At 70.7% G+C, this 23,137-nt stretch carries 29 protein-coding genes and 1 tRNA gene; 15 read left to right on the forward strand and 15 right to left on the reverse strand.

Annotated features, from left to right (window positions below):
* Positions 1 to 375 (reverse strand): 30S ribosomal protein S8e, encoded by a 375-nt coding sequence (locus tag NL112_RS10600; RefSeq protein ID WP_255148805.1) that lies wholly within the window; start codon positions 373 to 375, stop codon positions 1 to 3.
* Between the two features lie 89 nt (positions 376 to 464).
* Here NL112_RS10600 and NL112_RS10605 point away from each other — a divergent pair, with 89 nt between their 5' ends.
* Positions 465 to 905 (forward strand): DUF2240 family protein, encoded by a 441-nt coding sequence (locus tag NL112_RS10605; protein ID WP_255148806.1) that lies wholly within the window; start codon positions 465 to 467, stop codon positions 903 to 905.
* On the forward strand, positions 905 to 1,309 hold the full coding sequence (locus tag NL112_RS10610) for a DUF7993 family protein (protein ID WP_255148807.1): 405 nt from the start codon (positions 905 to 907) through the stop codon (positions 1,307 to 1,309). The genes NL112_RS10605 and NL112_RS10610 overlap by 1 nt, the downstream gene beginning before the upstream one ends.
* A 26-nt stretch (positions 1,310 to 1,335) precedes the next feature.
* Here NL112_RS10610 and NL112_RS10615 read toward each other — a convergent pair whose 3' ends face one another.
* Positions 1,336 to 1,992 (reverse strand): HAD family hydrolase, encoded by a 657-nt coding sequence (locus NL112_RS10615; protein WP_255148808.1) that lies wholly within the window; start codon positions 1,990 to 1,992, stop codon positions 1,336 to 1,338.
* A gap of 80 nt (positions 1,993 to 2,072) precedes the next feature.
* Here NL112_RS10615 and pyrF point away from each other — a divergent pair, with 80 nt between their 5' ends.
* Positions 2,073 to 2,873 carry an orotidine-5'-phosphate decarboxylase gene (gene pyrF / locus NL112_RS10620; RefSeq protein ID WP_255148809.1) on the forward strand — a complete coding sequence of 267 codons (801 nt, stop codon included), beginning with the start codon at positions 2,073 to 2,075 and terminating at the stop codon, positions 2,871 to 2,873.
* On the opposite strand, the gene NL112_RS10625 is transcribed toward pyrF, so the two are convergent.
* Entirely contained in the window at positions 2,870 to 3,076 is a 207-nt protein-coding gene (locus NL112_RS10625) for a hypothetical protein (protein ID WP_255148810.1), read from the reverse strand. The genes pyrF and NL112_RS10625 overlap by 4 nt on opposite strands.
* A 27-nt stretch (positions 3,077 to 3,103) precedes the next feature.
* Here NL112_RS10625 and NL112_RS10630 point away from each other — a divergent pair, with 27 nt between their 5' ends.
* Positions 3,104 to 3,715, forward strand: a complete 612-nt coding sequence (locus tag NL112_RS10630; RefSeq protein ID WP_255148811.1) for a J domain-containing protein — start codon at positions 3,104 to 3,106, stop codon at positions 3,713 to 3,715.
* Here the strand turns inward: NL112_RS10630 and NL112_RS10635 are convergent.
* Positions 3,712 to 4,563 (reverse strand): MBL fold metallo-hydrolase, encoded by an 852-nt coding sequence (locus NL112_RS10635; RefSeq protein WP_255148812.1) that lies wholly within the window; start codon positions 4,561 to 4,563, stop codon positions 3,712 to 3,714. The two genes, NL112_RS10630 and NL112_RS10635, sit on opposite strands and share 4 nt — an antisense overlap.
* Before the next feature lie 53 nt (positions 4,564 to 4,616).
* Here NL112_RS10635 and NL112_RS10640 point away from each other — a divergent pair, with 53 nt between their 5' ends.
* From NL112_RS10640 to NL112_RS10655, 4 genes are all read left to right on the forward strand, one after another.
* Positions 4,617 to 5,339 carry an HAD hydrolase family protein gene (locus NL112_RS10640; protein WP_255148813.1) on the forward strand — a complete coding sequence of 241 codons (723 nt, stop codon included), beginning with the start codon at positions 4,617 to 4,619 and terminating at the stop codon, positions 5,337 to 5,339.
* Positions 5,340 to 5,399: 60 nt separating this feature from the next.
* A complete protein-coding gene (locus NL112_RS10645) occupies positions 5,400 to 6,272 on the forward strand; it encodes a DMT family transporter (protein ID WP_255148814.1) in 873 nt (290 codons plus the stop codon).
* Between the two features lie 106 nt (positions 6,273 to 6,378).
* Positions 6,379 to 7,980 (forward strand): GTPBP1 family GTP-binding protein, encoded by a 1,602-nt coding sequence (locus NL112_RS10650; RefSeq protein WP_255148815.1) that lies wholly within the window; start codon positions 6,379 to 6,381, stop codon positions 7,978 to 7,980.
* A gap of 46 nt (positions 7,981 to 8,026) precedes the next feature.
* The gene (locus NL112_RS10655) at positions 8,027 to 8,230 is read left to right on the forward strand and encodes a DUF8149 family protein (RefSeq protein ID WP_255148816.1); all 204 of its coding nucleotides are present in this window, start codon (positions 8,027 to 8,029) and stop codon (positions 8,228 to 8,230) included.
* Positions 8,231 to 8,315: 85 nt separating this feature from the next.
* On the opposite strand, the gene NL112_RS10660 is transcribed toward NL112_RS10655, so the two are convergent.
* Entirely contained in the window at positions 8,316 to 10,769 is a 2,454-nt protein-coding gene (locus NL112_RS10660) for a pentapeptide repeat-containing protein (RefSeq protein ID WP_255148817.1), read from the reverse strand.
* Here NL112_RS10660 and NL112_RS10665 point away from each other — a divergent pair.
* Positions 10,768 to 11,160 carry a cupin domain-containing protein gene (locus NL112_RS10665; protein ID WP_255148818.1) on the forward strand — a complete coding sequence of 131 codons (393 nt, stop codon included), beginning with the start codon at positions 10,768 to 10,770 and terminating at the stop codon, positions 11,158 to 11,160. The two genes, NL112_RS10660 and NL112_RS10665, sit on opposite strands and share 2 nt — an antisense overlap.
* Positions 11,161 to 11,244: 84 nt before the next feature.
* Here NL112_RS10665 and NL112_RS10670 read toward each other — a convergent pair whose 3' ends face one another.
* Entirely contained in the window at positions 11,245 to 11,715 is a 471-nt protein-coding gene (locus NL112_RS10670; RefSeq protein WP_255148819.1) for a hypothetical protein, read from the reverse strand.
* 345 nt (positions 11,716 to 12,060) lie between these two features.
* Between NL112_RS10670 and NL112_RS10675 the strand changes: the two genes are divergently transcribed.
* The 3 genes from NL112_RS10675 to NL112_RS10685 all read left to right on the forward strand — a co-directional run bounded on the left by NL112_RS10675 (position 12,061) and on the right by NL112_RS10685 (position 15,059).
* A complete protein-coding gene (locus NL112_RS10675; protein WP_255148820.1) occupies positions 12,061 to 12,657 on the forward strand; it encodes an HdeD family acid-resistance protein in 597 nt (198 codons plus the stop codon).
* Positions 12,658 to 12,780: 123 nt separating this feature from the next.
* On the forward strand, positions 12,781 to 14,055 hold the full coding sequence (locus NL112_RS10680; protein WP_255148821.1) for an AI-2E family transporter: 1,275 nt from the start codon (positions 12,781 to 12,783) through the stop codon (positions 14,053 to 14,055).
* Between the two features lie 59 nt (positions 14,056 to 14,114).
* Positions 14,115 to 15,059: a M48 family metallopeptidase gene (locus tag NL112_RS10685; RefSeq protein WP_255148822.1), complete on the forward strand. Its 945-nt coding sequence runs from the start codon at positions 14,115 to 14,117 to the stop codon at positions 15,057 to 15,059.
* 134 nt (positions 15,060 to 15,193) lie between these two features.
* Here NL112_RS10685 and NL112_RS10690 read toward each other — a convergent pair whose 3' ends face one another.
* From NL112_RS10690 to NL112_RS10710, 5 genes are read right to left on the reverse strand one after another with little or no spacing between them, the layout of a single operon-like run.
* Positions 15,194 to 15,859 (reverse strand): HAD family hydrolase, encoded by a 666-nt coding sequence (locus NL112_RS10690; protein WP_255148823.1) that lies wholly within the window; start codon positions 15,857 to 15,859, stop codon positions 15,194 to 15,196.
* A gap of 24 nt (positions 15,860 to 15,883) precedes the next feature.
* A complete protein-coding gene (locus tag NL112_RS10695; RefSeq protein ID WP_255148824.1) occupies positions 15,884 to 16,366 on the reverse strand; it encodes a double winged helix-containing putative transcriptional regulator in 483 nt (160 codons plus the stop codon).
* Positions 16,363 to 17,295, reverse strand: coding sequence for a methenyltetrahydromethanopterin cyclohydrolase (gene mch, locus NL112_RS10700; protein WP_255148825.1), 933 nt, complete (start codon positions 17,293 to 17,295; stop codon positions 16,363 to 16,365). Before mch ends, NL112_RS10695 begins: the two co-directional genes overlap by 4 nt.
* Before the next feature lie 39 nt (positions 17,296 to 17,334).
* Positions 17,335 to 17,877: a hypothetical protein gene (locus NL112_RS10705; RefSeq protein ID WP_255148826.1), complete on the reverse strand. Its 543-nt coding sequence runs from the start codon at positions 17,875 to 17,877 to the stop codon at positions 17,335 to 17,337.
* Positions 17,878 to 17,930: 53 nt separating this feature from the next.
* Positions 17,931 to 18,242, reverse strand: a complete 312-nt coding sequence (locus NL112_RS10710) for a thiamine-binding protein (protein ID WP_255148827.1) — start codon at positions 18,240 to 18,242, stop codon at positions 17,931 to 17,933.
* Between the two features lie 103 nt (positions 18,243 to 18,345).
* Between NL112_RS10710 and NL112_RS10715 the strand changes: the two genes are divergently transcribed.
* Positions 18,346 to 19,182: an alpha/beta fold hydrolase gene (locus NL112_RS10715; RefSeq protein WP_255148828.1), complete on the forward strand. Its 837-nt coding sequence runs from the start codon at positions 18,346 to 18,348 to the stop codon at positions 19,180 to 19,182.
* A gap of 45 nt (positions 19,183 to 19,227) precedes the next feature.
* Positions 19,228 to 20,325, forward strand: coding sequence for a YihY/virulence factor BrkB family protein (locus NL112_RS10720; RefSeq protein ID WP_255148829.1), 1,098 nt, complete (start codon positions 19,228 to 19,230; stop codon positions 20,323 to 20,325).
* Here NL112_RS10720 and NL112_RS10725 read toward each other — a convergent pair whose 3' ends face one another.
* The 4 genes from NL112_RS10725 to NL112_RS10740 all read right to left on the reverse strand — a co-directional run bounded on the left by NL112_RS10725 (position 20,326) and on the right by NL112_RS10740 (position 22,066).
* On the reverse strand, positions 20,326 to 21,039 hold the full coding sequence (locus tag NL112_RS10725; RefSeq protein ID WP_350356166.1) for a hypothetical protein: 714 nt from the start codon (positions 21,037 to 21,039) through the stop codon (positions 20,326 to 20,328). It abuts the gene before it with no gap.
* Positions 21,040 to 21,124: 85 nt separating this feature from the next.
* Positions 21,125 to 21,316: a hypothetical protein gene (locus NL112_RS10730; protein ID WP_255148831.1), complete on the reverse strand. Its 192-nt coding sequence runs from the start codon at positions 21,314 to 21,316 to the stop codon at positions 21,125 to 21,127.
* 27 nt (positions 21,317 to 21,343) lie between these two features.
* The gene (locus tag NL112_RS10735) at positions 21,344 to 21,910 is read right to left on the reverse strand and encodes a metal-dependent hydrolase (protein ID WP_255148832.1); all 567 of its coding nucleotides are present in this window, start codon (positions 21,908 to 21,910) and stop codon (positions 21,344 to 21,346) included.
* Positions 21,911 to 21,995: 85 nt separating this feature from the next.
* Positions 21,996 to 22,066 (reverse strand) — tRNA-Gly (locus NL112_RS10740).
* A gap of 201 nt (positions 22,067 to 22,267) precedes the next feature.
* Here NL112_RS10740 and NL112_RS10745 point away from each other — a divergent pair.
* On the forward strand, positions 22,268 to 23,137 hold the full coding sequence (locus NL112_RS10745) for an RNA methyltransferase (RefSeq protein ID WP_255148833.1): 870 nt from the start codon (positions 22,268 to 22,270) through the stop codon (positions 23,135 to 23,137).

Genomic DNA, 23,137 nt, shown 5'->3' on the forward strand with positions numbered 1-23,137 from the left:
CTACTCGTCGACCGCGACGGCGTTGACCTGCCCGTCCTGCCCGGGGCGGGAGGTGACGCGGGCACGACCCGCGGAGGTCTCGATGATGGCGCCCTTGGTGATGATGTTCCGGCGGACGTAGTTGGGGTTCGAGGGGTTCTCCGCGACGTTCTCGATGTCGGCGGCGGTCGTCTCGCCGTCGTCGGCGACGGTGGCCGTCGCCGCCTCGATGGCGCGGACCTTCGCGTTGCCGCCGCGGGTGTCGACGACCTTCAGCTTCTCGTCGCCGACGCGGGTCTCGGTCGGGCTGGAGCCGAGCTGGTGCTTGCGCTTCTTGCGGATGGGGCGGCGTCGGCCGCCGGTGCGCTTCTTCGTGGAGCGCTCGTGACTCTTCATGTCCCCGAATGTGCCGAGCGCGTAGTTGAACCTGTCGCTCTGGGGTCGCGCTCCGATGGGTATTTGCCCGGGCCCGCCGACGCCCGGATATGAGCCTCCGCGTCGCCGTCGCCGCTCCCTTCCGGAGCGAGGGCACCCGCGTCCTCGAGGAGTCGTCGTTCGTCGTCGCGCTCTCGCTGGACCGCGACTGGTTCTCGCCCGACCAGTCGAAACGTCTCGTCGACGTGGCGGTCGGCGAGGGGCTACTGGAACGCACCGACGAGGGCCTGCGCGCGACGTTCGACCCGGATTCGGTGTCGGTGCCCGACGACTACCACCCCGACGAGTCCATCCTTCAACAGCGGTCCGTCTTCGAGAAGGTGCTCGACGCCTGCCTCGACGACGGCCTCGACAAACAGGAGGCGGTCGCGGGCATCAACCGCCTGCAGGCCGACCTCGCGGTCACCATCGAGGCCGCGGCGGTCCTCTTTGCACATCGGCGCGGCATCGACGTGAGCGACGCGCGGGGGGAGGCGCTCGCCGACCTCTGATGGTCCGGGACCGCGAGACGGACGGCACCCGCATCGCCGAACTGCTCTCCTCGGAGATACACGGCCGCGACTCGGGCCCGCTGGGACGACTGTCCGTGGTCGACGCCGACCGGGACGTCGAACCGACGGAGTTCGGCGCGTTCGCGTACGGCATCGACCGCGACGGCGAGCGCGTCGCGGACGCCCACGTCCACCCGGACCGCGCCCACATCGAGTTCCGGGTCGGCGTCGACACCGCCGCCCGGGCGGGCGAGGCGGCTGGCCTGCGCGTCCGCCCGAAGGCGGTCGACCCACCACGGACGCTCGTGTTCGTCGAGAGCGGTGCCGACGTGAAGCGTGCGACGGACGTGTTGGGACGGGTGGTCGAGTCGCTCGGTGTCGCTGGCGACGAGAGCGAGGCGTAAGAGCCCTCGGCAGTCCAGTCCGCCAGCTAGGACAGTCGAGCGACGACGCCCGGCAGGTCCTCGGCCAGCGCCGCCCGACGGACGGTCGCGGCGGCCTCGGGGTGAGGCTCGGGGCCGCCCTCGTAGACGACCTGCACCGGCGTCAGTCCGGCGTCGGCCGCGCCCGCCACGTCGTTGTCGGGGTGGTCGCCGACGTAGACCACGCGGTCGGGCGGGACGCCGAGCGCGTCCGCCAGCGCGAGGAACGCGCCACGGTCGGGTTTGGGGGCGGGAAGCGACCCCGTGACGACCGTCGCGTCGAACAGGTCCGACCAGCCGAGCGCCTGCAGTTTGCTCCGCTGTGTCTCGACCGGGCCGTCGGTCAGCAGGCCGACCCGGTGGTCGCGTCGGAGCGCGTCGACGAGGTCCGCGGCGCCCGGAACTGGCTCCATCGCGGCCTCTATCTCCCGTCGGTAGGCCGCGGTCACCTGCTCTGCGGTCGCGTCGGTGTCGCGGCCCTCCAGCAGGGCCTCGAACACCGGCTGGCGGCTGTCGCGGCCGCTGTGTTCGGCGTGGGCGTCGAGATACGCGTCCCGCGAGAGGTCGGGGGCGTCGGCGCGGTCGGTCGCGTCCGCGAGGATGCGGGTGCGGTCACGGCTCGTCGCCGCGAGCGTCTCGTCGAGGTCGAATCCGACCGCGTGCACGCCGAGGGAGAGGGGCGCACCCCTCTTGAGGCTGACGCGCTCTCGGAAGCTTGTAGTGGGCCGGCGCGGACTCCCGCGTAATGGGCTTCTTCGACGACCTCGCGGCCCGCATCGAGGCGACCGACAGCGTCGTCTCCGTCGGCCTTGACCCCGACCCGGACCGCCTCCCCGAGTTTCTCGATTCGGACCTCCCACGGTGGGCGTTCAACCGCCGCGTCATCGACGCCACCCACGAACACGCCGCCTGTTACAAGCCGAACGCCGCGTTCTACGAGGACCCCGACGGCTGGCGCGCGCTCCGGGAGACGGTGGCGTACGCCCACGGGAAGGGCGTCCCCGTCCTGCTGGACGCCAAGCGGGGCGACATCGGCAACACCGCCCGCCAGTACGCGAAGATACTCGACGACGTGGACGCCATCACCGTCAATCCCTACCTGGGCCGCGACGCGCTGGAACCGTTCCTCGCCCGCGAGGAGAAGGGTATCATCGTGCTCGCGCGCACCTCGAACCCCGGCGCGACGGACTTCCAGAACCTCGACGTCGGCAACGGGAAGCACCTGTACGAGTACGTCGCCCAGCGTGCGGCCGACTGGAACGAGAACGACAACGTGGGGCTCGTGGTCGGGGCGACCGCGCCCGAGGAACTGGAAGAGGTGCGCGAACTCGTCCCCGACCTCCCGTTCCTCGTGCCCGGCGTCGGCGCGCAGGGTGGCGACGCGGAGGCGGCCGTCGAGTACGGCCTCGCGGACGGCGTCGGTCTCGTCAACTCCTCGCGGGGCATCATCTTCGCGGGGGAGGATGCGACGAACGAGAGCGACTACTTCGCCGCGGCCGGCGACGCCGCGAAGCGGCTGAAGCGACGGCTGAACGAGTATCGCTAGTCCATCCGATACGTGTCGACGCCGTCGCGCCACTCGTCGTTGTCCGACGTGCGCTCGCCGGGCCGCTTGAGTTCGGCGGCACACTCCGTGCAGTAGCCGGTGTCCTCGTCGTAGTGGTCGTCACAGACGAGTTTGCCACATCTGTCACAGCCCCACTTCGCTTCGGCCTCCATGCAGAGTTCACAGCTCCCGGAGACGCTCATGCTAGCCGGTAGCACACCCTCGGACAAATGCCTGCGGGTCGCCGTCGCCGCGAGGCTTACGGTGCCGGCGACCCAACGGCCGGCGTGGACCGCTCGCCGCTCGTCATCGGACTCGCCGCCGTGTTCGCGGGGATGACAGTGCTACTTGTCGTGCTCGCGGCGGTGTTCGGCGACCCCGTGGTCGCGCTGATGACGCTCCCGTTCGGCGCGGCGACGTACTTCTTCTGGTACCACGCCACCGGCCGCATCCGCGAGGGCGTCCGCGAGCAGGCGCGCCGCCAGCGCGCCCGTCGGGTGAACGACGAAGCGCGCGAGCGCGGCGGGTTCGGCGCGGGCCCGCGGTTCGGCCGCGAGGCGCGAACGCGGGCGGAGCGACAGGCCCGCGGCGGCGGCACCCAGGCCGGCCAGCGCGCGCGGGCCGGCGAGCGAACCCGGCAGGGCCAGCGGGTCGACCCGAACGCGAACGCCGGCCCCACGCGCCGGGAAGCCTATCGGACGCTCGGTCTCGACCAGGGCGCCGACGAGGCCGACGTGAAGCGGGCCTACCGCGAGAAAGTGAAGGACGTCCACCCCGACCGCGGCGGCGACGAGGAGACGTTCAAGGAGGTCACCCGCGCGTACGAACGCCTGACCGACTAATCGAGCCACCGGAGGACGCCCGCCACGTCGCGCTGGACGGTCGGTGACTGCCAGCGGGCGTCGAGGTCGGCGACGATGGGGCCGACGCTCGCGCCGTGGGCCTCGCGTTTCCGTTCGACCACGTCGACCCACTCGCGCAGGAGGCCGGGGTACGCGTCGAGTTCCGCGACGGCGTCGTCGCCGCCCGCGCCGAAGTGACCGTAGAGGTTCACCGACGGCTCCAGTTCCGCGAGCCGTTCGCACGTCTCGACGTTGGCCGCGAGGTCGAACGCCGGCGGGGGCGTCGTCGGGTAGAGCCGCCCCTCGAAATGCATCCCGGCGCTGTCGATTGAAAAGAGTGCCTCCGTCTCGGTGTCGAACGCCGCGACGTGGTGGGGGGCGTGACCCGGCGCGTCGACGCAGTCGAGGACGCGGTCCCCGAGGTCGATGCGGTCGCCGTCCGCGAGCGCGTTCGCCCGGTCGGCGGGCACCAGTTCCGGCTCGCCGTAGGCGTTCTCGGTGCCCATCGCGCGGTCGACGCTCGCCTTCAGCGCGTCGAGCTTCGCGGCGTCGGTGAGATACGGGAGGCCCCGCTCGTGGACGTGGACGGTCGCGTTCGGACACTCGCGGGCCAGCCGTCCCGCGCCGCCCGCGTGGTCGAGGTGGACGTGCGAGACCAGGAGGTGGCGCACGTCGTCGGGGGCGATACCCAACTCGTCGAGCGCCGCGAGGACCCGGTCGGGCGTGTCCGCCTCCCCGGCGTCGACGACGGTCGGTTCGGCGGCGTCGAGCACGTACAGCGAGCACGCGCCGGGCGTGCCCATCAGATGCGTGTCGACGCAGTAGGTGTCGGGGGCGACCCGCTCCATGCTCCCCGATGGGAACCGGCGGCTTTGATAGTTGTCCCGCCGGCAGTCGGCGTATGGTTCGCCCGCTGGCCGTCGACGTCGACGGCACGCTCACCCGTCCGAAGCCCGACCGTGGCGTCGACCCCCGCGTGTTCGAGGCGCTTCGCGCGTACAGCGAGGAGGCCCCCGTCGTCGTCGCCACCGGGAAGGCGTTCCCGTACCCGGTCGCGCTCTGCGAGTTCGTCGGCCTCCCGATTCGGGTCGTCGCGGAGAACGGCGGCGTCGTCTGCATCGAGCAGGGAGACGGCGACGACCCGTACGGTGGCGGCCGGTTCGGCGACGGCGTCGTCTACAACGGCGACCGCGAGGCCGCCGACGCCGTCGCCCGCGCGTACGAGGCCGAGGGGCACGCCCTCGGGTGGGGCGCGGTCGACCTCGTGAACCGCTGGCGCGAGACCGAGATAGCGGTCGCGCGCGACCAGCCGCTCGCGCCGCTCGAACGGGTCGCCGCCGCCCACGGTCAGGAGGTCGTCGACACGGGATACGCCTACCACGTCAAGTCGCCCGACGTGGACAAGGACATCGGCCTCGAAACGGCGGCCGACCGGCTCGGCTACGGCCCCGGCGACTTTCTCGCGGTCGGCGACAGCGAGAACGACGCCGAGATGTTCGGCGTCGCCGGCGAGTCGTGGGCCGTCGCCAACGCCGACGACGCGGCGCTGTCGGCTGCGGACTTCGTCACCGACGCCGCGTACGCCGACGGCTTTCTGGAGGCGCTGGAGCGGGCCACGGAGTGAGCGGGTGGTCGGGTGGGGACTGATAGGGTGTCGCTCGTGAGCGGTCGTGTGCGCTCGCCGGTGCTGGCTCCGCTCGCCGCCTCGGCCATCTGGGGCGGGATGTACGTCGTCTCGAAGTGGTCCTTCGCCGCGGTGCCGCCGCTCGCGCTCGTGTTCGTCCGGGTCGCGCTCGGCGGGGCCGTCCTGTGGGGTGTCGTCCGCGCGACCAAACCGGACCGGTCGTTCACGCGGCGCGACTGGGCCGGGTTCGCGGCGCTGGCGCTCGTGTTGACGGCGTCGCTGTCCGCCCAGTTCGTCGGCACCGACCGCACGACTGCGGCACAGGGCTCGCTCGTCACCGTGTTGACGCCGGTGTTCACGCTCGCGTTCGGGGTCGCGCTGGGGGAGTCGCTCGGTCCGCGAAAACTCGGCGGCGCGGCGGTGGCGCTGGCCGGCACCGTCGTCCTGCTCGCCGGCCGGTACGACCCGGCGACGCTCGCCGCCGGCGAGTGGGTCGGACCGGGTCTGCTGGTGGTGGCGGCGGCGACGTACGCCGCCTACACCGCGTTCGGGAAGCCGCTCGTGCGGCGCTACTCGGCGCTGGAGGCGGCGACGTACGCGACGCTTTTATCCGTGCCGGCGTTCGGCCTGCTGGCGCTCGCGGAGTTCCGCTTCTGGGACGCGGGCGCCGCGTCGGTGACGGTGACGCCCGCGCTGGTCGGGGCAGTGCTGTACCTCGGTGTGGGGTCGACCGCGCTGGCGTGGTATCTCTGGTACAAGGGACTGGAGCGGGCCGACGCCGGCACCGTCGGCGTCACGTTCGTCGCCCAGCCCGCCGTGGGAGTGGCGCTGGGCGCGCTCCTGCTGGGCGAGCGGGTCGGCCCCCTGTTTCTGGTCGGCGGGAGCGTGATGGCCGTCGGGGTGGCGCTGGTGGCGACGGCCGGCGACGGGTAGGGAGCCATCCGGTCGGCTCCCGACGGCTATACACGGGAAATACCGGCGCAATCGGCCGATTCTCGGGGAAGGCTTTTAGCGTCGTGGTTGCTAGGCGTTCCCGTACATGAGCGCGGACCGCGCCGCTCTCGACCGTGCCATCGAGCGCGGGGAGGAGGAGGGCGGCCACGTGGAGTTCAAGGAGCGGTTGACCCGGGCCGTCCACCTCGCGGACGGCCGCAAGGAGTCGCTCGCCGCTCAACTTCGCCACCGGGTCCTCTCGGGCGATGGCGAGGCCACCTACGTCGTCGGCGTCACCGACGACGGCGGAATCGCCGGCATCGACCCCGAGGCGTTCTCCGAGACGATGGACGTGCTCTCGTTGCTCGCGGAGGAGGCCGGCGCACACATCGACGACGTGGAGACGTGGTCGGCCGGCGAGGACGGCCTCGTTGGCGTCGCCACCCTCCGGGAGGGCGCGATGCTCGACACCGACGACGACCACATCGTCGTCGGGACCGCCGGCCACGTCGACCACGGGAAGTCGACGCTCGTCGGCTCGCTCGTCACCGGCTCGCCGGACGACGGCCAGGGCGGCACCCGCGCGTATCTCGACGTCCAGCCACACGAGGTGGAGCGGGGGCTGTCGGCGGACCTCTCGTACGGCGTCTACGGCTTCGACGACGACGGGGCCATCCGCATGGACAACCCCGACCGCAAGAGCGACCGCGCGGAGGTCGTCCGCGAGGCCGACCGTCTGGTCTCGTTCGTCGACACGGTGGGCCACGAGCCGTGGCTCCGAACCACCATCCGGGGGCTCGTCGGGCAGAAACTCGACTACGGCCTGCTGGTCGTGGCGGCCGACGACGGTCCCACCAAAACCACCCGCGAGCATCTCGGCATCCTGCTCGCGACGGAACTGCCGACGATGGTCGCCATCACGAAGACGGACCTCGTCGCCGACGAACGGGTCCGCGAGGTGGAACGCGAGGTCGAGCGCCTGCTTCGGAACGCCGAGCGGACGCCGCTTCTCGTCGGCCGCCACGGCGTCGAGGCCGCCCTCGACGAAATCAGCGAGCAGGTCGTCCCCATCGTCGGCACCAGCGCCGTCACGATGGACGGGCTGGCGACGCTGGACGAACTGTTCGAGCGACTCCCGAAGACGGCCCACGACGAGGGCGAGTTCTCGATGTACGTCGACCGGACGTACAGCGTCACCGGCGTCGGCGCCGTCGCCTCGGGCACCGTCCGCTCGGGGAGCGTCGAGGCCGGCGACGAACTCCTGCTCGGCCCGATGGCGGACGGCTCGTTCCGCGAGGTCGAGGTGCGGAGCATCGAGATGCATTACCATCGGGTCGACGAGGCCAGCGCCGGCCGCATCGTCGGCATCGCGCTGAAGGGCGTCAAGGAGTCGGCCATCGAGCGCGGGATGGCCCTGCTCCCGCGCGACGCCGACCCCGAGCCAGTTCGCGAGTTCGACGCCGAGGTGATGGTGCTCAACCACCCCACCCGCATCGGCGAGGGGTACGAACCGGTCGTCCACCTCGAAACCGTCAGCGAGGCGGCCGCCTTCTACCCCGACGAGGGGCGGCTCCTGCCGGGTGACACCGGGACGGCGCGCGTCCGGTTCAAGTTCCGCCCCTACCTCGTCGAGGAGGGCCAGCGGTTCGTGTTCCGTGAAGGCTCCTCGAAGGGCGTGGGGACGGTGACCGACGTGCGCCCGGAGTGACCGCGGGTCACAACACTCATTCCGCCGCTTCGAGAACGCCCGGACGATGACCGAGTCCGACGACACGCCGGAGGTGCCCATCGTCTGTCCCGACTGTGAGACCACCTCCCGGGTGCCACTTTCCGAGGCGGGCGACGCCGTCGACAGACACAACGACCGACTCCACGACGGCGACGAGGTGGCGTCGGTCGACCCCGAGGTGGCCGACGCCATCGCCGACATGGTCGCCGAGGACCTGGACCTGGTGTAGATGTGACCGCCCCCGGGCCGAGTCCCCGGAGCCGCCGCCTTCCGCGATCCCCGTCCCGTCGCTCCCGGCGTGATGGGGTCGTCGGTCACCGGGTCGCGCGGCGGCCGAACACGAACACGAGCAACGCGAGCAACGCGGAGCCGGCGATGGTCTCGAGCGTGGCGAGGATGCGCGCGTAGCCGACGGGCTGGACGTCGCCGTAGCCGAGTGTGGTGAACGTAACGACGCTGAAGTAGAGGCTCTCGGCGAGGGTGTCGACTACCCCGACCGGGCTGGCGTAGGTGAGTATCTCCCCGCCGGCTCGGAGCCCGAACAGCGGATACAGGAGCGCACAGACAACCACCGCGACGGCCGTCGACCCGACGACCCGCCACGGGCTCTCCCCGTATCGGACGACGAGGTTCGACGCCCAACTCCGGAGCCATCGTCCCCACTCCCCGTTCTCGCGGCGCTGTCGACGCAACATGTCCTGCCGGCGGACGAAGAACCGTGCCTCCGCATCCGGAAGCGCGTTCTCCCGGCAGAGCTTCTCCAGCGTCTGGTAGGCGGCCATCGCTTTCCTGAGCGGGTCAGACTCCGGGGCGTCGGGGGCGTACTCGTACGCCGAGCGGGGGTCGTACCGGCACCGGCCGTCGCCGTGCCGGTCGAAGGTCGTCTCCGTGTCGATGGCGGCGTCCCCGATGCGCGTCCCGTACAGTCGGGCCCCGCTGAGGTCCGTCCCGAACAGGTCCGCGTTCGAGAGCTTCGCGCGCTCGAAATCGGCCCGCTCGAGGACCGCGTCCCCGAAGCTCGCCCGCTCGAGCTGTGCCTCGCGGAAGACGGCCCCCCGTGCGTTCGCGCCGTCGAAGTTCCCGCCGGTGAGCGTCGCGTCGGCGAAATCCGAGTCGACGAGCTCCGCTTCGGTGAAGCTGACCGCCCCGAGGAACCTCGCCGCCGAAAACGAGGCCGCCCCGTCGAAGGTGGCTCCGGCGAACGTCGCGTCGCCGGTCAGTTCGGCGGCGTCGAACGTCGCCTCCCCACCGAACGTCACGCGCTTGGCGTTGAGCTTCCCCTCAAACTTCGCCCGCTCGAAGTCGGCATCCTCCTGGAACTCGGCTTTGAAGAACGTGGCTCGTTCCTCGAACGTCGCGTCCCAGAACTCGGCTTCGGCGTCGAACACCGTGTCGCTGAACTTCGTCTCGGACGCGAACACCACGTCGACGAACCGGCTCCTGCCTTCGAACGTCGCGAAGTCGAACTCGGCGGTGTCCTCGAACCGTGCGCCTCGGAAGTCGGTCCTGCCCGCGAACGTGGCTTTGGCGAAATCGGCTTCACCCCGGAACGCCGCCGACCCGAGGTGGGCGCCGTCCTCGAACGTCGCTTTGGCGAACGACGCTCGCGCGTCGAACGTCGTTTCGCCGAACGCCGCCGGGCCGTCGAACGTCGCCTTCCCGAAGTCGACGTGGCCGCCGAAGTCTGCCTTCTTGAACTCGGCTGAGCCACCGAACGCCGCGCTCAGAAACCCCGCCGAGCCACCGAACGTCGCGAACAAGGCGTCGACGTCGCCGCCGAACGTCGCCATGAAGAAGTCGGTCTCGCCCCCGATCTCTGCGCGTTCGAGGTCGAGGTCGCCCTCGACAGTCGCCTTCCGGAACTTGGCGGTGCCGTCGACGCTCGCGGCGACGAACCCGACGTCGGCCCCGTAGCTCGCCGCCTTGAACCTCGCGTCGCCCCCGAACGCGGCATCGTCGAACGCGGCCGGGCACTCGAATCGGGCATAGTCGAACGTGGCGTCGCCGCCGAACGTCGCCCGTTCGAAGTCGGCGGGCCCGTGGAACTCGGCGCCGTCGAACGTCGCTCCGTCGTCGAAGCCCGTCTCGCTGAACGTGACAGCACCACCGAACGTGCAGTTCCTGAAGGTCGCCGTATCCCCGAACTGACACCGTTCCCACTCGACGTCCCCGCGGAACGTCGCGTTCCTGAACGATGTCGCCGCCCGGACCTCGGCGTTCCACACGTCGACCTTCTCCCCGAAGTCGACGCCGACGAACCGGAGTCCGCCGGCGTCGACGACGGTGTTCGACAGGCTCACGCACCCCTCGAACTCGGCGTACGACAGGTCTATACTGACGTCGTCGCCTCCGGTCCCTATCCGGTCGTCGTACGGGCTGAACGCCCCGAACGTCGCACCGAGGAACCGCACGGCGTCGCCGCCCACCCCGGAGTCCGCGTCGAGTGCCTCCAGGAACGCGTCCAGTACCTCGTCGTCGTCCGTCTCGTCGACGGGTCGGTGGAACGGGCAGAGCTCCCCGTCTCCCGGGTCGTGGGGACACCGCCACACGCCGTTGTCGTCCAGTATATCGTCGTCGAGACGGCACTCTCCGGCAGTCTCACTACTCCACGTCTCCGGCTCGTCCGGGTCGAGAAAGTAGCTACAGGTTCCCCCCGACTCTGACATGATTGTGGCAAACTGTTGATGCGTAATCAAAGTTCGTGCCGGGCGTCCGGCCGCTCCGGCGCTCGCGAACCTTCTTGGCGGCCGGGCGGGTAGCGCCACCATGGGCTACCACCTCGTCGACCCCGACGACCTCGGTCAGTGGGACGACCGGCCGACCGACGTACGCTCGCTCAGCGTCGCCGCCGGCTACGACTACCAGGACTCGCCGCTCGGCCTCCGGGTGTACGAACTCGCGCCTGGCGAGCAGTCGGGGCTCCGCTACCACTACCACGACGAGCAGGTCGAGGTGTTCTACATCCTCGACGGCCGGCTCCACGTCGAGACCCCCGAGGAGGAGTACGTCGTCGAGACGGACCACGCGCTGTTCGTCGACCCCGGGAGCCCACAGCGGGCGTACAACCCCGACGACGCCGACGCGCCGGTGCGCGTTCTCGCTATCGGCGCACCCTCGGTCGACGACGCCCACACGTACGACCCGGGCGAGGGCGGCTGACCCGACCCCGGTAACGTCGGCCTACCCGAATCGTCGGGACCGTTACGCCCGGCGTGCGACGGGCTCCGGCTTGGCAACGGCGGGCTACCGCTCCTCTGACTCCCGTGTGTCGCGCGCGTCGTCGCCGCGGTGGACCGTGACCGATAGCTCTTCGTCGGCGACCGTCCGCTCGTCTCTCGACCCGGCGAACACGCGTTCGAGCCCCCGCTCGAGGCCGCGTTCGTCGATGTCGCCCGCGACGTAGCGGGTGGTGACGTCCTCGAACGGCTCCGGCCGGCGGGCCGCCTCGACGAGCCACCGGTCGGCGCGACGGGCCCCCTCGACGACGACGAACCCGATTGCCCCGCTCACGAGCAGGCCGAACGCACCGAACGCGGTGACGACGAGCGTGTTCGCGTCGCCGAACGCCAGCACCGAGAGCACGCCGAGGGCGCCCATCACGGCCAGGAACGCCAGCGTCAGGCCGAACAGGACGACGCAGGCGACGGCCGCGGCCACGTACACCGCCGCCCTGGCGACGGCGAGCGCCCTCGGTCGGTTGAACTCACCCGACATACCACCGAATACGACGCAGAGCCGCATAGCCCTGCGTGTCCACGTGACTACCCCGCAGTGAACTGAGGCGCAGTCGGACGGAGCCGGCAGTCCGATGACGACGTTCCGTGGTGAACCGGTCGATACGCTCCGGGCGACTTTCGACGTCCGTCGGGCCACCGCATCCTGGCTGGCGCGGAGCCCTGCAGGAACGGTCCCTGCGAGATGCGTGGCGCCACACAAGACGGCGTTACTCCCGCGGAAGACGGGCGCGTGCCGGAAGATAGCGGCAGTAGCCTGCCATGTAGCGACGTGAACGATTGGCCCGTCTTTTGCTCCGTTCCGTCGAAGCTCACCCGAAGCTCCATGAGCCAGAACACGACTCCGAACGCCGGATCCCCGAACGTACAGGCCGAATCGCGGGCGGCTATGATAGCCGGCGGCATCATCGCCGTGCTCGGTCTGCTCGCGGTGCTGTTCCCGTTCGTCACAAGCCTCTCGCTGTCGATTCTCCTCGGCGCGGTGCTCGTCGTGGGTGCTATCGTCCACGTCGCGCACGCGTTCTCGCCGGCGAGCATCTGGGGGGCGATATGGCAGGTGCTCCTCGCCATCGTCTACGGGTTCGCGGGCATCTCGTTGCTGTCGAATCCGGTGTTGGGCGTGACGACGCTGACGCTGCTCGTCATCGCGTACCTCGTGGTCGACGGCGTCGTGAAACTCGGGTGGGCAGTCGTCGGCCGCGGCCGGTCCAGTTGGCTCGCGCTCCTCGTGAGCGGCGCCCTCTCGTTGGCTCTGGCCGGTCTTCTCTGGGTCGGGTTCCCGTCGACGGCGGTGTGGGCCATCGGTGTCCTCTTCGGCGTGAACCTCATCGCCACCGGCGTCGTCCTGATACTGGTCGGGCTGTCGACGCGGGGACCCGCCCGGGAGCAGGTCGTGACGGGCGAACGGGAGCAGGGCGTATGAGTCGCGCCCGCCGCCGGCTCCGGGCACGCTCGGCCGCCCGGCGCTTGCCGTAGCCGTGCCGTCGACTCGGCGCGTCGAGGGGCCGCGTGAGGCCGCCGGTCTCGCCCGGCCGGGGTGGTCGCCGTGACGACGATCCCCGAGTTCGACCGCACCCGGGCCGTCCTGTGGCTGTTCGCGGCGCTTCTGGCCGCTGCGCTGGCGTTCGTCGGCTGGCGGTACGTCGGCACGCTCGTCCTCGGGCTGTTCGTCTACTACGTCACGCGGCCGGTGTTCGTCCGCATCGACCGCCGGGTCCCCAACCGGACGCTCAGCACCGCCATCGCCATCCTCGCGGTGACGCTCCCGGTACTGCTTCTCGTCGGATGGACGGTCGCGGTGGCGGTCCAGGAGCTCGCCGCGCTGGCCGAGTCGGCGGCGTTCGAACAGGTCGCCGTCGCGCTCGAGCCGTATCTGGACCTCGCACAGCTCAGACAGCAGGTCGAGGACGGGGTCGAACTCCTCCTCGCGGAACCGGAGCGGCTCTCGACGCTGGACCCCCGGACGCTGAACGGCCTGCTCGACGGGCTCGTCGCGTCGCTGGCGACGGTCGGCAACGCCGCCGTCCAGCTGTTCATCGTCCTCGTCATCACGTTCTACCTCCTCCGGGACGGTGACCGCATCGCCGCCTGGGTCCGTCGGACGTTCTTCGCCGAGTCCGACGAGGGAACGGTCCTTCTCGCGTACTTCGTCGCGGTCGACCGGGACCTGAAGACCGTCTACTTCGGCAACATCCTGAACGCGCTCGTGACGGGACTGCTCGGTGCCGCCGTCTACACGCTGTTGAACCTCGGGGCGCCGCCGGTCGTACCGATCCCGAACCCGGTGCTTCTGGGGCTGTTGACCGGCGTTGCGAGCCTCGTGCCCGTCGTCGGGATGAAACTCGTCTGGGTGCCGATGGCGCTACTCATGGCGGTGGATTCGCTGGTGAGCGACCCCGAGACGCTCTGGTTCCCGGCGGTGTTCGCGCTCGTCTCGGTCGTCGTCGTCGACTACATCCCCGACCAGTTGCTCAGACCGTACGTCTCGGGCCGGAGCCTGCACGTCGGCGCCGTCATGCTCGCGTACATCCTCGGCCCGCTGTTGTTCGGCTGGTACGGCATCTTCCTCGGGCCGCTCGTGCTCGTACTCGTGTTCGAGTTCGCGCGTATCGTCGTGCCGTGGCTCGTCCGGCCGGACCGCTGGCCGGCGGTGCTCGGCCCGGTCGAGGCGGGCGAGCTACCGGTCGAGGTGACCGCCGACGAGCCGCCGGAGGCGCCGGTGGAGTCCGACGCGCCCGACGGAGTTGGCGGCGAATCGTCCGCCGAGGTGGACCCCCCCGACGAGTCGCCGGGCGAGGGGAGCGGTCCGCCCGCCTCGTAGCCGCCGGCGAGCGTCCCGGTGGCCCGAACGCTTTCCCGCGGAGAGCGCCTACCGGTCGTATGAACCGCGGTGCGGGGATGCGCCTGCTGATGCTCGCGGCGGCCGTCGGGCTGTTCGTGTTCTACGCGGTCGCGGCGTACCTCTCGTATCTGGGGTTGCTGTTCGTGTGGAACCAGCGCCCGGATCCGGTGACGACGGCCGTGCTCGTCGTCGCCGTGGCCCTCGCGTTCGGCTACGCCTCCTACGAGTTCGGCACCGCGCGCATCCTCCGTGCGCTCGATGCTCGCGAGATCGCCGAGTCCGAGGCGCCCGAACTGTACCGGCGACTCGACGCGCTCGCCGACTCGTTCGACGTCGAGTCGCCCACCCTGCTGGTCGCGCGGATGGAGGCGCCGAACGTGCTGGCGCTCGGGGGTCCGTCGGACGGCCGCGTCGTCGTCGACGCTCGCCTGTTTCGACTGCTCACCGCGCCGGAACTGGAGACGATACTCGCACACGAACTCACCCACCTGGAGAACCGCGACGGCCTCGTTCAGACGCTCGGCTACAGTCTCGTCCGCACCGTCTCGGGGTTCCTGTTGCTCCTCCTGCTCCCGGTGACGCTTCTGGTCGCGGGCACCGCTCGTGCCGTCGGCTACGCGCGTGGCGACTCCTACCGGCGCATCCAGGCCGCGACGACGCGGGCCCGTCTCGCGGTGACGAGCCTTGCGGTCCTGCTGTTGTTCGCGTTCACGCTCGCGCTCCGGGCGTACTCGCGGCGCCGGGAGTACGCCGCCGACGACCGCGCCGTCGCGGTGACGGGACGACCGCGCGCGCTCGCCGAGGCGCTCCGGAAGATAGAGCGCGCCTCGACGCCGACGGGACCGCTCGCGTCGCTGTACATCCACGGCGACGAGGAGGGGACCCTCACCCGGTTGCTGGCGACCCACCCGCCGATGGACGAGCGACTGGCACGCCTCGACGCGAAAGCGGACGACCGGGCCGTCACGGTCCCGGTGCGGTGAGAGGGAGGGTGAGCGTCGGCGGGGACTGCGGGCCGACGTGTCGAGGCATGGGGTGTGGGTAGTAAACGGTTTCCAGCATCGTTGTTCAGTTGGAAAACCGACAGAAACGGCGGACCCGACTTCGAAGCCGTCGCTCACCCGCGCCACGGCGGCGCGTGCAGGTCGCGCATCGAGTCGAGGACGTAGTGGGGCTGGGGGTCGGGGTCGACGCCCTGGTCGAGCCACGCGGCACCGAGGCCGGCGTTGTGCGCGCCTGCCACGTCCGACGTGAGGGAGTTGCCGACGTGGACCGCACGCTCGGGGGTCACGTCCAGCGTCGAGAGCGCCCGCCGGAACGGTTCGGGGTCCGGCTTGGCTGGCGCGTCGTAGCCCGCGTGGACCACCACCTCGAACGCGTCCGCGAGGCCCAGTCCCTCCAGTTTCTGCGACTGCATCCCCGGGTCGCCGTTGGTGACGACGCCGACGGCGTGGTCCTCCGCGAGGCGGTCGACCGCCTCGCGGGCGCCGGGCAGGGGGTCGACCGCGCGGTGGTCGCGCTCGGCGGCGAACGCGTCCGCGACCGCCCGGCCCACCTCGGGGTCGCGGCCCCGCTCCTCCGCGAGCGTGGCGAAACACGCCCGCCGGAGTTCAGCCACTCCGTCGGTGTCGGCCATGAACTCGCCGTAGCGGCGGTGGTACGCCTCCACGTCGAAGAACGGGTCGACGCCCGCGTCGTCGAACGCGGCCTCGAGAAGTTCACCCCCCGACCGCCGGTAGCGACAGAGCGTGTCGTCAACGTCGAACAGCACGGCGTCGTACATGTGCGAGCGTTGTCGCGGGGTCGACTAAACGCTGACGTAGCCGCCGTCCTCGGGGGCGGCCAGCCCCAGCAGGACGGCCCACGCGAGAATTCGGGCGACCCGCTCGCGCCACGTCTCCGCCCAGTCGGTACTGCGCTGGCGCTCCCACGCGGGTACGCGGTCGCGCAGGCGGTCGAACACCTCGCCGGCCGTCAGCGGCCCCTCGGCGTCGGCCAACACCGCGAGCGCCTCGTCGGCGGCGTACACCCGCTCGCGGAACCGCTCGCGGAGCGCGTCGGGGTCGAGCGACCCGACCCGCCGGTAGCCCCGCTCGCTCTCCTCGGCCACCCCGAGCGCGCGACAGAACGTGAGCCACGCCTTCGCGTCGTCCTGTGCGGGCACGTCGGCCTCGCGCATCAGCCGCACACAGCAGGACTCCTCGGCGTCCGGCACCCGGGGGAGCGCCCGGTGGACCGCGTCGAGGCGGTCCAGCGAGTCAGGCGCGGGGGGGACGACCTTGAACTTCACAGGCCGAACGACTGCGCCAGGAGCGTCTCGTCGGTGGCACCCAGCGCGTGGGTCGGGCCGCCGACCACGTCGACGGTCACCTGCGCGGGCGCGAACACCTCGGTCGGCACGTCGTAGAACTCCCAGTCGGCGTCGTCGAATATCTGCTCGAACGGGACGCCGTACTCGTCGCGCGCGGTGGACGGCAGTTCGTCGAACCGGTCGAACTCGTCCTCGACGGTGAGGTGGACCTGCGCCCCGTACGCCAGCGCGTCGTTCGTCCGCCCGACGGCGGTCTCGTAGTCGTCGGCGACGGGCGCGACGGGCGCGGTGGCGTGAGCCGTCAGCAGGGCCGCGGGGTCGTAGCCGAGTTCCGTCAGCCGGAAAGCGGCCATCTCGGCGGCCCGCGCGGCGAGCACCGTCGAGCCGACGATGGAGTCTGTGCGGAACGTCGGCAGGAACACCGACCCCGGCTCGGAGTCGGTCATGTCGGCGACGTGGTCGGCGACCGCCTGCTCGGGCAACTCGTCGCTCTCGACGGCGAGGGTGGCGAACTCGCAGGCGTCGGCGTAGCCGGTGCGCCGGAACACGTCCTCCTCGGCGACGAGCGCGCGGGCGGGGCCGGAGCCGAGCCCCTCGAACCCGTCGACGGACAGTTCCCAGCCGGCCTTCTGCGAGCAGAGCAGGGCCAGCGCCGGGTGGTCGGTGTGGAGCTTGACGTGGGGCATCGGTGCGCCGTCGACGGTGCCGGATTCGGTCTGGACCGTGGCCAGCCCGCCGGTCTGTATCTCGGCGAGCAGTAGGCCGGCCTCGTAGCCGCCGAACGTCTCGACGCCGAAGTCGAGCACCGTCGCGCCGCCCGCGAGTTCCCGCGTCTCGATGGCGAGTTCGTCGGCGAACTCGATGGCCTCGTCGACGAGTTCCAGCGCCATCCGGTTGAGACTCTGCATACGTCGGCTTGCCCGCGGCCGCTGAAAAGCGTTCGCAGGTTACTCCTCGCTCTCGACGTAGCCGGTCAGCATCTCGGCCAGCGGGTCGAGGCTCGTGTACACGAGCGCCGCCGCAAGCGCCAGCAACAGGAGCGCGACGACGGTGTATGCGGCGTCGAACAGCCACGCGTTGCCCGTCTCCGCGAGAAACGGCACGACCGCCCGCGCCAGCGGGTCGTACACCGCGAGGAAGGCGAGGAACACGACGAGATACTTCAGGATGCCGCCGGCGGCCTCGTCCACGTCACCGGGCCCGTCGAGGCGCTCGGCCGCGACCGTCTCCAACTCGTCGGCGATGACCACGAACAGGCCGAACACGACGAGCGCGAGCACGCCGAGCAGGGCCGCCTCGACGGTGATGGGCGTCCCCGGGAGCGGCCGCTCGAACGGCGGGACGAGGCTGAGCAGGTAGCCGAACGCCACGACGGCGAGCGTCCCGAGGAACAGTTTCACGACCGACTCCAGCCGCGTCGGACCGTCCGCGTCGTCGACCACGCCCAGTCCGTCGTCGCGGTCGTCGCTCGTGTCCGTCTGCTGGCTCATGTCCGGGGCTGTGGCGGCGTCGCTTAAGGGGCTGCTGGCCGACGTGCGGTGTGTTACCGTTCCTTCCTCGCCGGCCGGCCCAGCTCCCGCTCGACGGCCGTAACCTTCTCGTCGGCCGACGACTCGCGGGCCCGTTTGTCGTCGATTTTCAGGAACGTCGAGACGCGGTCGCCGTCGACGGCGGTGTGGGCCGCCGTCGCGGCGGCCATCAGCTCCTCGACGGTGTCGGCCTCGATGACGGTTCCCATCGGGTTCGTCTCGTAGGCCACGTCGAACTCGTCGAGCGCGGCGACGGCCTTGGCAACCTCGCCTGCCATGCTCCCTTCGGTGACGGGGGCGACGCTGAGCAGTGCGACGACTGTCATGGCTCGGCCTACGGGAGCCAGGCCGATAAAGACGGCCCGGACCCGTCGACCTGTCCCGTCAGCGAGGCCCCACGGCTTTACCCGTGGTCGCCGATGGCCCGGTATGGAGGTCGACGCCAACGGACTCACCTTCGAGTGCCGAACCTGGGGCGAGGGCGAACCGCTGTTGTGTCTCCACGGCTTCCCCGACGACCCGACCACGTTCGAGGCCCTCGCGGCCGAACTCGACGGCTACGAACTCGTCGCGCCCTACATGCGGGGGTACGGGCCGACCGACGCCGCGCCGGACGGCCGCTACGACGCCGCGGCGCTGGGGGCCGACGCCGCGGCGCTGGCCGAGCAACTGGACGCCCGGTACGTCGTCGGTCACGACTGGGGCGCAGTGGCCGTTTACGCGGCGCTCGCGGGCGACCACTCGTTCGAGCGCGCCGCGACGATGGCCGTCCCGCCGCGGTTCGACGCGCTCCTGTTCCGGCACCCGAAACAGGTCCTGCGGTCGTGGTACGTCTGGCTGTTCCAGTTCCCGGGCGTCGCCGAGCGGGCGCTCACCGGCCGCGAGTTCCTGCTGGTCGAACTGCTGTGGGGGCTGTGGTCGCCGGGGTGGGACTGGCCCGACGAACGGCTGGCCGCGGTGAAGGAGACGTTCGAAGCGGGCGACACCGCCGACCACGCGCTTTCGTACTACCGCGACATGGTCAACGGGTCGATGACGGGGCTGGCGCGCCGTGGCCTGCCCGATGTCGAACCGGACGAGCCGTTCGAGACGCCGACGCTCGTTCTCGCGGGCGAGCGGGACGGCTGTATCGGCCCCGACCTGTTCGAGCGGGCCGGCGACTGCTTCGAGCGGGCGCGCGTGGTGGAGGTGAGCGACGCCGGCCACTTCATGCACTGCGAGCGGCCGGGCGTCGTCGCCGGGGAACTGGAGCGGTGGCTCGGTTGAGCCGGACCGGCGGGCCTTTTCCCGAGGGGGCGTGTACGCCGGCCCATGACCGGAACGTCCCGGACGCGCCGCGTGCGAGAGCGGGGGAAGGAGGTGGCCTCGGCGATGGTGACCGAACTCCGTGCGGAGAACGTGACGTTCATGGCCGGGAGCATCGCCTACCACGCGTTCGTCTCGCTGTTGCCGTTCCTGCTTCTCACGCTGTTTCTGCTCACGCGCGTCGGCGGCGAGCAGTTGGCGGCGTCGGTCGTCGAGGCGCTGGTCGCCAACATCACGCCGGCCGCCGGAGGGTCGGGGACCGGTGAGGCGGCCGGCTCAATCGCGGCCGTTCTGGTGCAGGCCGCGCGCAACGGCACCGACAGCACCGGCCTCTCGCTGCTGTCGGCCGCGGCGCTGACGTGGGGGACGCTCCGCATCTTCCGGGGGCTCGACCAGGCGTTCTCCGACATCTACGAGTCGCAGGCGCAAAACGGGTTCGTCGACCAGATAGTCGACGGCGTCGCCGTGTTCGGGGCCATCGGGGTCGCGCTGTTCGCGCTGACGCTCGCGGACACGGTCGTTTCGGTCCCCTCGTTCGGCGCCGGCGACGCCGTCGTCCGGCCGATGCTGTCGGTGGTGAGCATCGCCGTCGCCCTGCTACCGATGTACTACGTGTTCCCCGACGAGGACGTGAGCGTCCGCGAGATACTGCCCGGCGCGCTTCTGGCCGGCACCGGCTGGACCGCGCTGAGCTACGGGTTCCGGCTGTACGCGCTCGTCTCCGACAAGGCCGAGTACGGCATCGTCGGGGTCGTCCTGCTTCTCATCACGTTCCTCTACTTCGGTGGCCTGGTGTTGCTGGCGGGCGCGGCGCTCAACGCCGTCCTCGCGGGCCGCTCGGAGGACGTCGACGACATCGCGTGGGGCGACCCCGTCGGCACCGACCCTACCGCCGACGACGCCCCCTTCGTCGCGCCGCTCGGTGACCTCGACGGCGCGTTCGACGACGCCACCGAGGTGCGCGTCGAGAGCGGCGACACGGTGGTACTTCTCCCCCCGCCCGACGAGACGGCGGTGCGGGTCACGACGGTCGAGCGGCCCGCCCTGCTGGGTGGCGACCGAGAGTCGGGCGAACTCCGGCTCCGTTGGGACTCCCGCGAGTAGTCACAGCCCCCACCGCAGATACACCATCACCGCGATGATGACCAGCTGGAAAAAGCCCTGCACGCCGCTGAGCTTGGCGTTCCGGAGGCCGATGCGGCTGATGACGTCGGTGTCGGGGTTCGCCGAGCGCATCTCCAGGTACATCTTCACCTCGCCGGGCATCAGGACGCCGAAGCCGACGACGGTGAGCACCACCATCACGCCGAGCGTGACCGCGATGAGCGGGTCGGTCATGGCGAACTCGGGGAGCGTGACCGCGAGATACGCGAGACTGCCGACCAGCGCGACGCCGAAGGCGGCCTGCCAGCGCCGGTCGTCGAACGCATCGAACTGCCAGCCGATAGAGGCGAGCGCCGGCAGGAGGCTCGCGGCCGTGAACAGCGCCAGCCACGGGTCGGCATGCGGGAAGTAGCCGAGTCGCAGGGCGAGGGTGATGCCGCCGACGATGGTCACCAGCGCCAGCGCCGGCATCAGGAACGTCATCTTCGGGGTGAACCGCTGGAACACGCTGGCCCGCTCGTCGACGGCCAGCCCCCCGAGCACCGGTCCCAGCACGAGCGCCATGAACAGGTCGATGCCGGTCCACAGCACGCCCGCCATCACGTGCGCGTAGGTGTGTTGCTGGACGGTGCCGAACACGACCGCGAGCGCGAGGACGCCGACGGGAACGACCACGGCCGCGGACGCGAACGCCGGGTTCGCGCGCGCCGCCATCCCCTGGACCGTCCCCCGAACGGTGGTTGTCATCCCGTGGGGGCTGTGAGGCGACGCTCAAAAACCCACCTGTCGCCGGCACCGTTCACCGGTCGATGACGCGGACGACTTCGACGGCGACGAGGACGAACCACACCATCCACACGCAGAACACGACGAGCCACGCGGTGTACTGCGCGAGGGGGGTCCCGACGACGCCGTAGCCGACTGCGAGGGCGAGCGTCGCGCCGGCGCCGGCGGCGTAGTCGCGGCGCTTCGGCGTCGGGAACCGGGGCATCGTCCCCCTGTTGGGGGGCGTGGCCCATTACTGTTGGTCCGCCGAATCGACGCGGTAGCGGGTGTCCAGCGGGTATCGCTCCAGCCGCGACAGACCGACGTGGACGGCGACCGCGACCGCGAACAGCCCGAAGTTCCACAGCGGCGCGTCGTAGTAGATGACGTCGATACCGAGGGGCTGGGGGTACAGCGGCCACAGCGGTTCCAGCGCCGACGCCTTGTCGGGTGCCGACAGCACGTCCGCGACGACGTGGCTGAGGCCGCCGGTGAACAGCCCGCCGGCCGCGAACGCGAACACGACCGGCGTGGCGACGGTTCCGGGTTCGATGACGCGGCTGTCGTTCAGTCGGTCGGTCAGCAGTCTCGCGGCGACGACCCCACCGACGACGCTGGCGGCGACGACGAAGACGACGGTGTGGGTGACGCCGTGGTGGTGGACCGGTAGCACGCGCCGCAGGTAGAGATCGGCGTCCGGCAACATCGCGGTCGCCAGCGCGAGGCCGACGAACGCCAGCGCCTCGCGCCGGTGCCAGAGGAGCCACGCTGGCGCCGCGAACAGGAGTGCCATCGCCAGATGGCCGCTCACGTCGACCATACACGTCGTTCGGGCGGCCGTCGTTTGTAATCCGGGTGTGTGGCGATACGCTTCGCGGTCGCTGGCGAGTAGCCCTCGACAGAAATGCGCTGGCCGAGATTTGAACTCGGGTTGTGACCATGGCAAGGTCACGTGATACCACTACACTACCAGCGCGTGCCTGCAGTTGATTCGAAGCACGGTGATGATTAAAAGGCTTCCGAATCGGGGGGAATCACGGCCCCCGGTCCGTGTGACCTCGCCTCACGCGAAACCCCTGTGAACGGGCCGCAGACCCGCCGTAGAACCGCGTCACTTTTATGCTCGGATAGGGATGTACCGGCACAGTCTAGTGAGCAGACAGGGAAGCGTCACGGCATGACACGCAGCGTACTCGTGCCGTCATCGCTGACCCGGGAAGCCGAGGACAAACGCGAGGCGACTCGCAAACTCGGCTACGTCGCCCGCGCGGCGACGGTGTTCCGGGTCGACCGCCTCGTCGTGTTCCCCGATCCGTCGGGCGAACGCGGCAGGTTCGGTGACGGGTTCGTCGACACCGTGTTGCGGTACGCCGCCACACCCCCATACCTCCGAAAGGAGGCGTGGGACAGGCGGGACGAACTGGAGTACGCGGGCGTGCTGCCGCCGCTCCGCGTCCGCTCACGGACCGGCTCCGGATCGGACGATTCGGGGTCGTTAAGACAGGGAATCGTGACCGAGGTCGGATCTGACGACCGCGTTCGGGTCAATTGCGGCATGCAACACCCGGTCTCGCTCCCGGTCCCGTCCGGTATGACGGTCCGGGAGGGGGAGCGCGTCACAGTCAGGGTCTCTTCGCGTCGACCGGTCCGCGCACGCATCGTCGACGAGCCCCCTGCGGGCTTTCAGGTGTACCGCGAGGACCTTGCCACGTCACTCGCCCGTGAGGACGCAGGCGTCCGTATCGCCGCGTCCCGTCACGGGGAACCGCTCACCGTGTCACGGCTCGACGACATCGTCGAGTCGACGGGACGCGGGATGACGGTCGTCTTCGGCGCCCCCGAGCGGGGGTTGCCGGAGCTACTCGGCGTGGACCCGGGCGCAGAGACCATCCCGTCGGACGCCGCGTCCGAGGGGAGCGAAGACGACGATTCGGAACCGCACGCGCGGTTCGACCTCTGGCTCAACACGGTTCCGAACCAAGGGAGCGAGGTCGTGCGAACGGAGGAGGCGATGTTCGCCACCCTCGCGGCCCTCACACTGGAGTGA

The sequence above is a fragment of the Halorarius halobius genome, assembly GCF_024298865.1.
In the GTDB taxonomy this organism is placed as follows: domain Archaea; phylum Halobacteriota; class Halobacteria; order Halobacteriales; family Haloarculaceae; genus Halorarius; species Halorarius halobius.

Coding starts and splice junctions, on each gene's coding strand:
- NL112_RS10600 (WP_255148805.1), bottom strand. CDS start 375: ATGAAGAGTCACGAGCGCTCCACGAAGAAGCGCACCGGCGGCCGACGC.
- NL112_RS10605 (WP_255148806.1), top strand. CDS start 465: ATGAGCCTCCGCGTCGCCGTCGCCGCTCCCTTCCGGAGCGAGGGCACC.
- NL112_RS10610 (WP_255148807.1), top strand. CDS start 905: ATGGTCCGGGACCGCGAGACGGACGGCACCCGCATCGCCGAACTGCTC.
- pyrF (WP_255148809.1), top strand. CDS start 2,073: ATGGGCTTCTTCGACGACCTCGCGGCCCGCATCGAGGCGACCGACAGC.
- NL112_RS10625 (WP_255148810.1), bottom strand. CDS start 3,076: ATGAGCGTCTCCGGGAGCTGTGAACTCTGCATGGAGGCCGAAGCGAAG.
- NL112_RS10630 (WP_255148811.1), top strand. CDS start 3,104: ATGCCTGCGGGTCGCCGTCGCCGCGAGGCTTACGGTGCCGGCGACCCA.
- NL112_RS10635 (WP_255148812.1), bottom strand. CDS start 4,563: ATGGAGCGGGTCGCCCCCGACACCTACTGCGTCGACACGCATCTGATG.
- NL112_RS10640 (WP_255148813.1), top strand. CDS start 4,617: ATGGTTCGCCCGCTGGCCGTCGACGTCGACGGCACGCTCACCCGTCCG.
- NL112_RS10650 (WP_255148815.1), top strand. CDS start 6,379: ATGAGCGCGGACCGCGCCGCTCTCGACCGTGCCATCGAGCGCGGGGAG.
- NL112_RS10655 (WP_255148816.1), top strand. CDS start 8,027: ATGACCGAGTCCGACGACACGCCGGAGGTGCCCATCGTCTGTCCCGAC.
- NL112_RS10665 (WP_255148818.1), top strand. CDS start 10,768: ATGGGCTACCACCTCGTCGACCCCGACGACCTCGGTCAGTGGGACGAC.
- NL112_RS10660 (WP_255148817.1), bottom strand. CDS start 10,769: ATGGTGGCGCTACCCGCCCGGCCGCCAAGAAGGTTCGCGAGCGCCGGA.
- NL112_RS10670 (WP_255148819.1), bottom strand. CDS start 11,715: ATGTCGGGTGAGTTCAACCGACCGAGGGCGCTCGCCGTCGCCAGGGCG.
- NL112_RS10675 (WP_255148820.1), top strand. CDS start 12,061: ATGAGCCAGAACACGACTCCGAACGCCGGATCCCCGAACGTACAGGCC.
- NL112_RS10685 (WP_255148822.1), top strand. CDS start 14,115: ATGAACCGCGGTGCGGGGATGCGCCTGCTGATGCTCGCGGCGGCCGTC.
- NL112_RS10690 (WP_255148823.1), bottom strand. CDS start 15,859: ATGTACGACGCCGTGCTGTTCGACGTTGACGACACGCTCTGTCGCTAC.
- mch (WP_255148825.1), bottom strand. CDS start 17,295: ATGCAGAGTCTCAACCGGATGGCGCTGGAACTCGTCGACGAGGCCATC.
- NL112_RS10705 (WP_255148826.1), bottom strand. CDS start 17,877: ATGAGCCAGCAGACGGACACGAGCGACGACCGCGACGACGGACTGGGC.
- NL112_RS10710 (WP_255148827.1), bottom strand. CDS start 18,242: ATGACAGTCGTCGCACTGCTCAGCGTCGCCCCCGTCACCGAAGGGAGC.
- NL112_RS10715 (WP_255148828.1), top strand. CDS start 18,346: ATGGAGGTCGACGCCAACGGACTCACCTTCGAGTGCCGAACCTGGGGC.
- NL112_RS10720 (WP_255148829.1), top strand. CDS start 19,228: ATGACCGGAACGTCCCGGACGCGCCGCGTGCGAGAGCGGGGGAAGGAG.
- NL112_RS10725 (WP_350356166.1), bottom strand. CDS start 21,039: ATGGCGGCGCGCGCGAACCCGGCGTTCGCGTCCGCGGCCGTGGTCGTT.
- NL112_RS10730 (WP_255148831.1), bottom strand. CDS start 21,316: ATGCCCCGGTTCCCGACGCCGAAGCGCCGCGACTACGCCGCCGGCGCC.
- NL112_RS10735 (WP_255148832.1), bottom strand. CDS start 21,910: ATGGTCGACGTGAGCGGCCATCTGGCGATGGCACTCCTGTTCGCGGCG.
- NL112_RS10745 (WP_255148833.1), top strand. CDS start 22,268: ATGACACGCAGCGTACTCGTGCCGTCATCGCTGACCCGGGAAGCCGAG.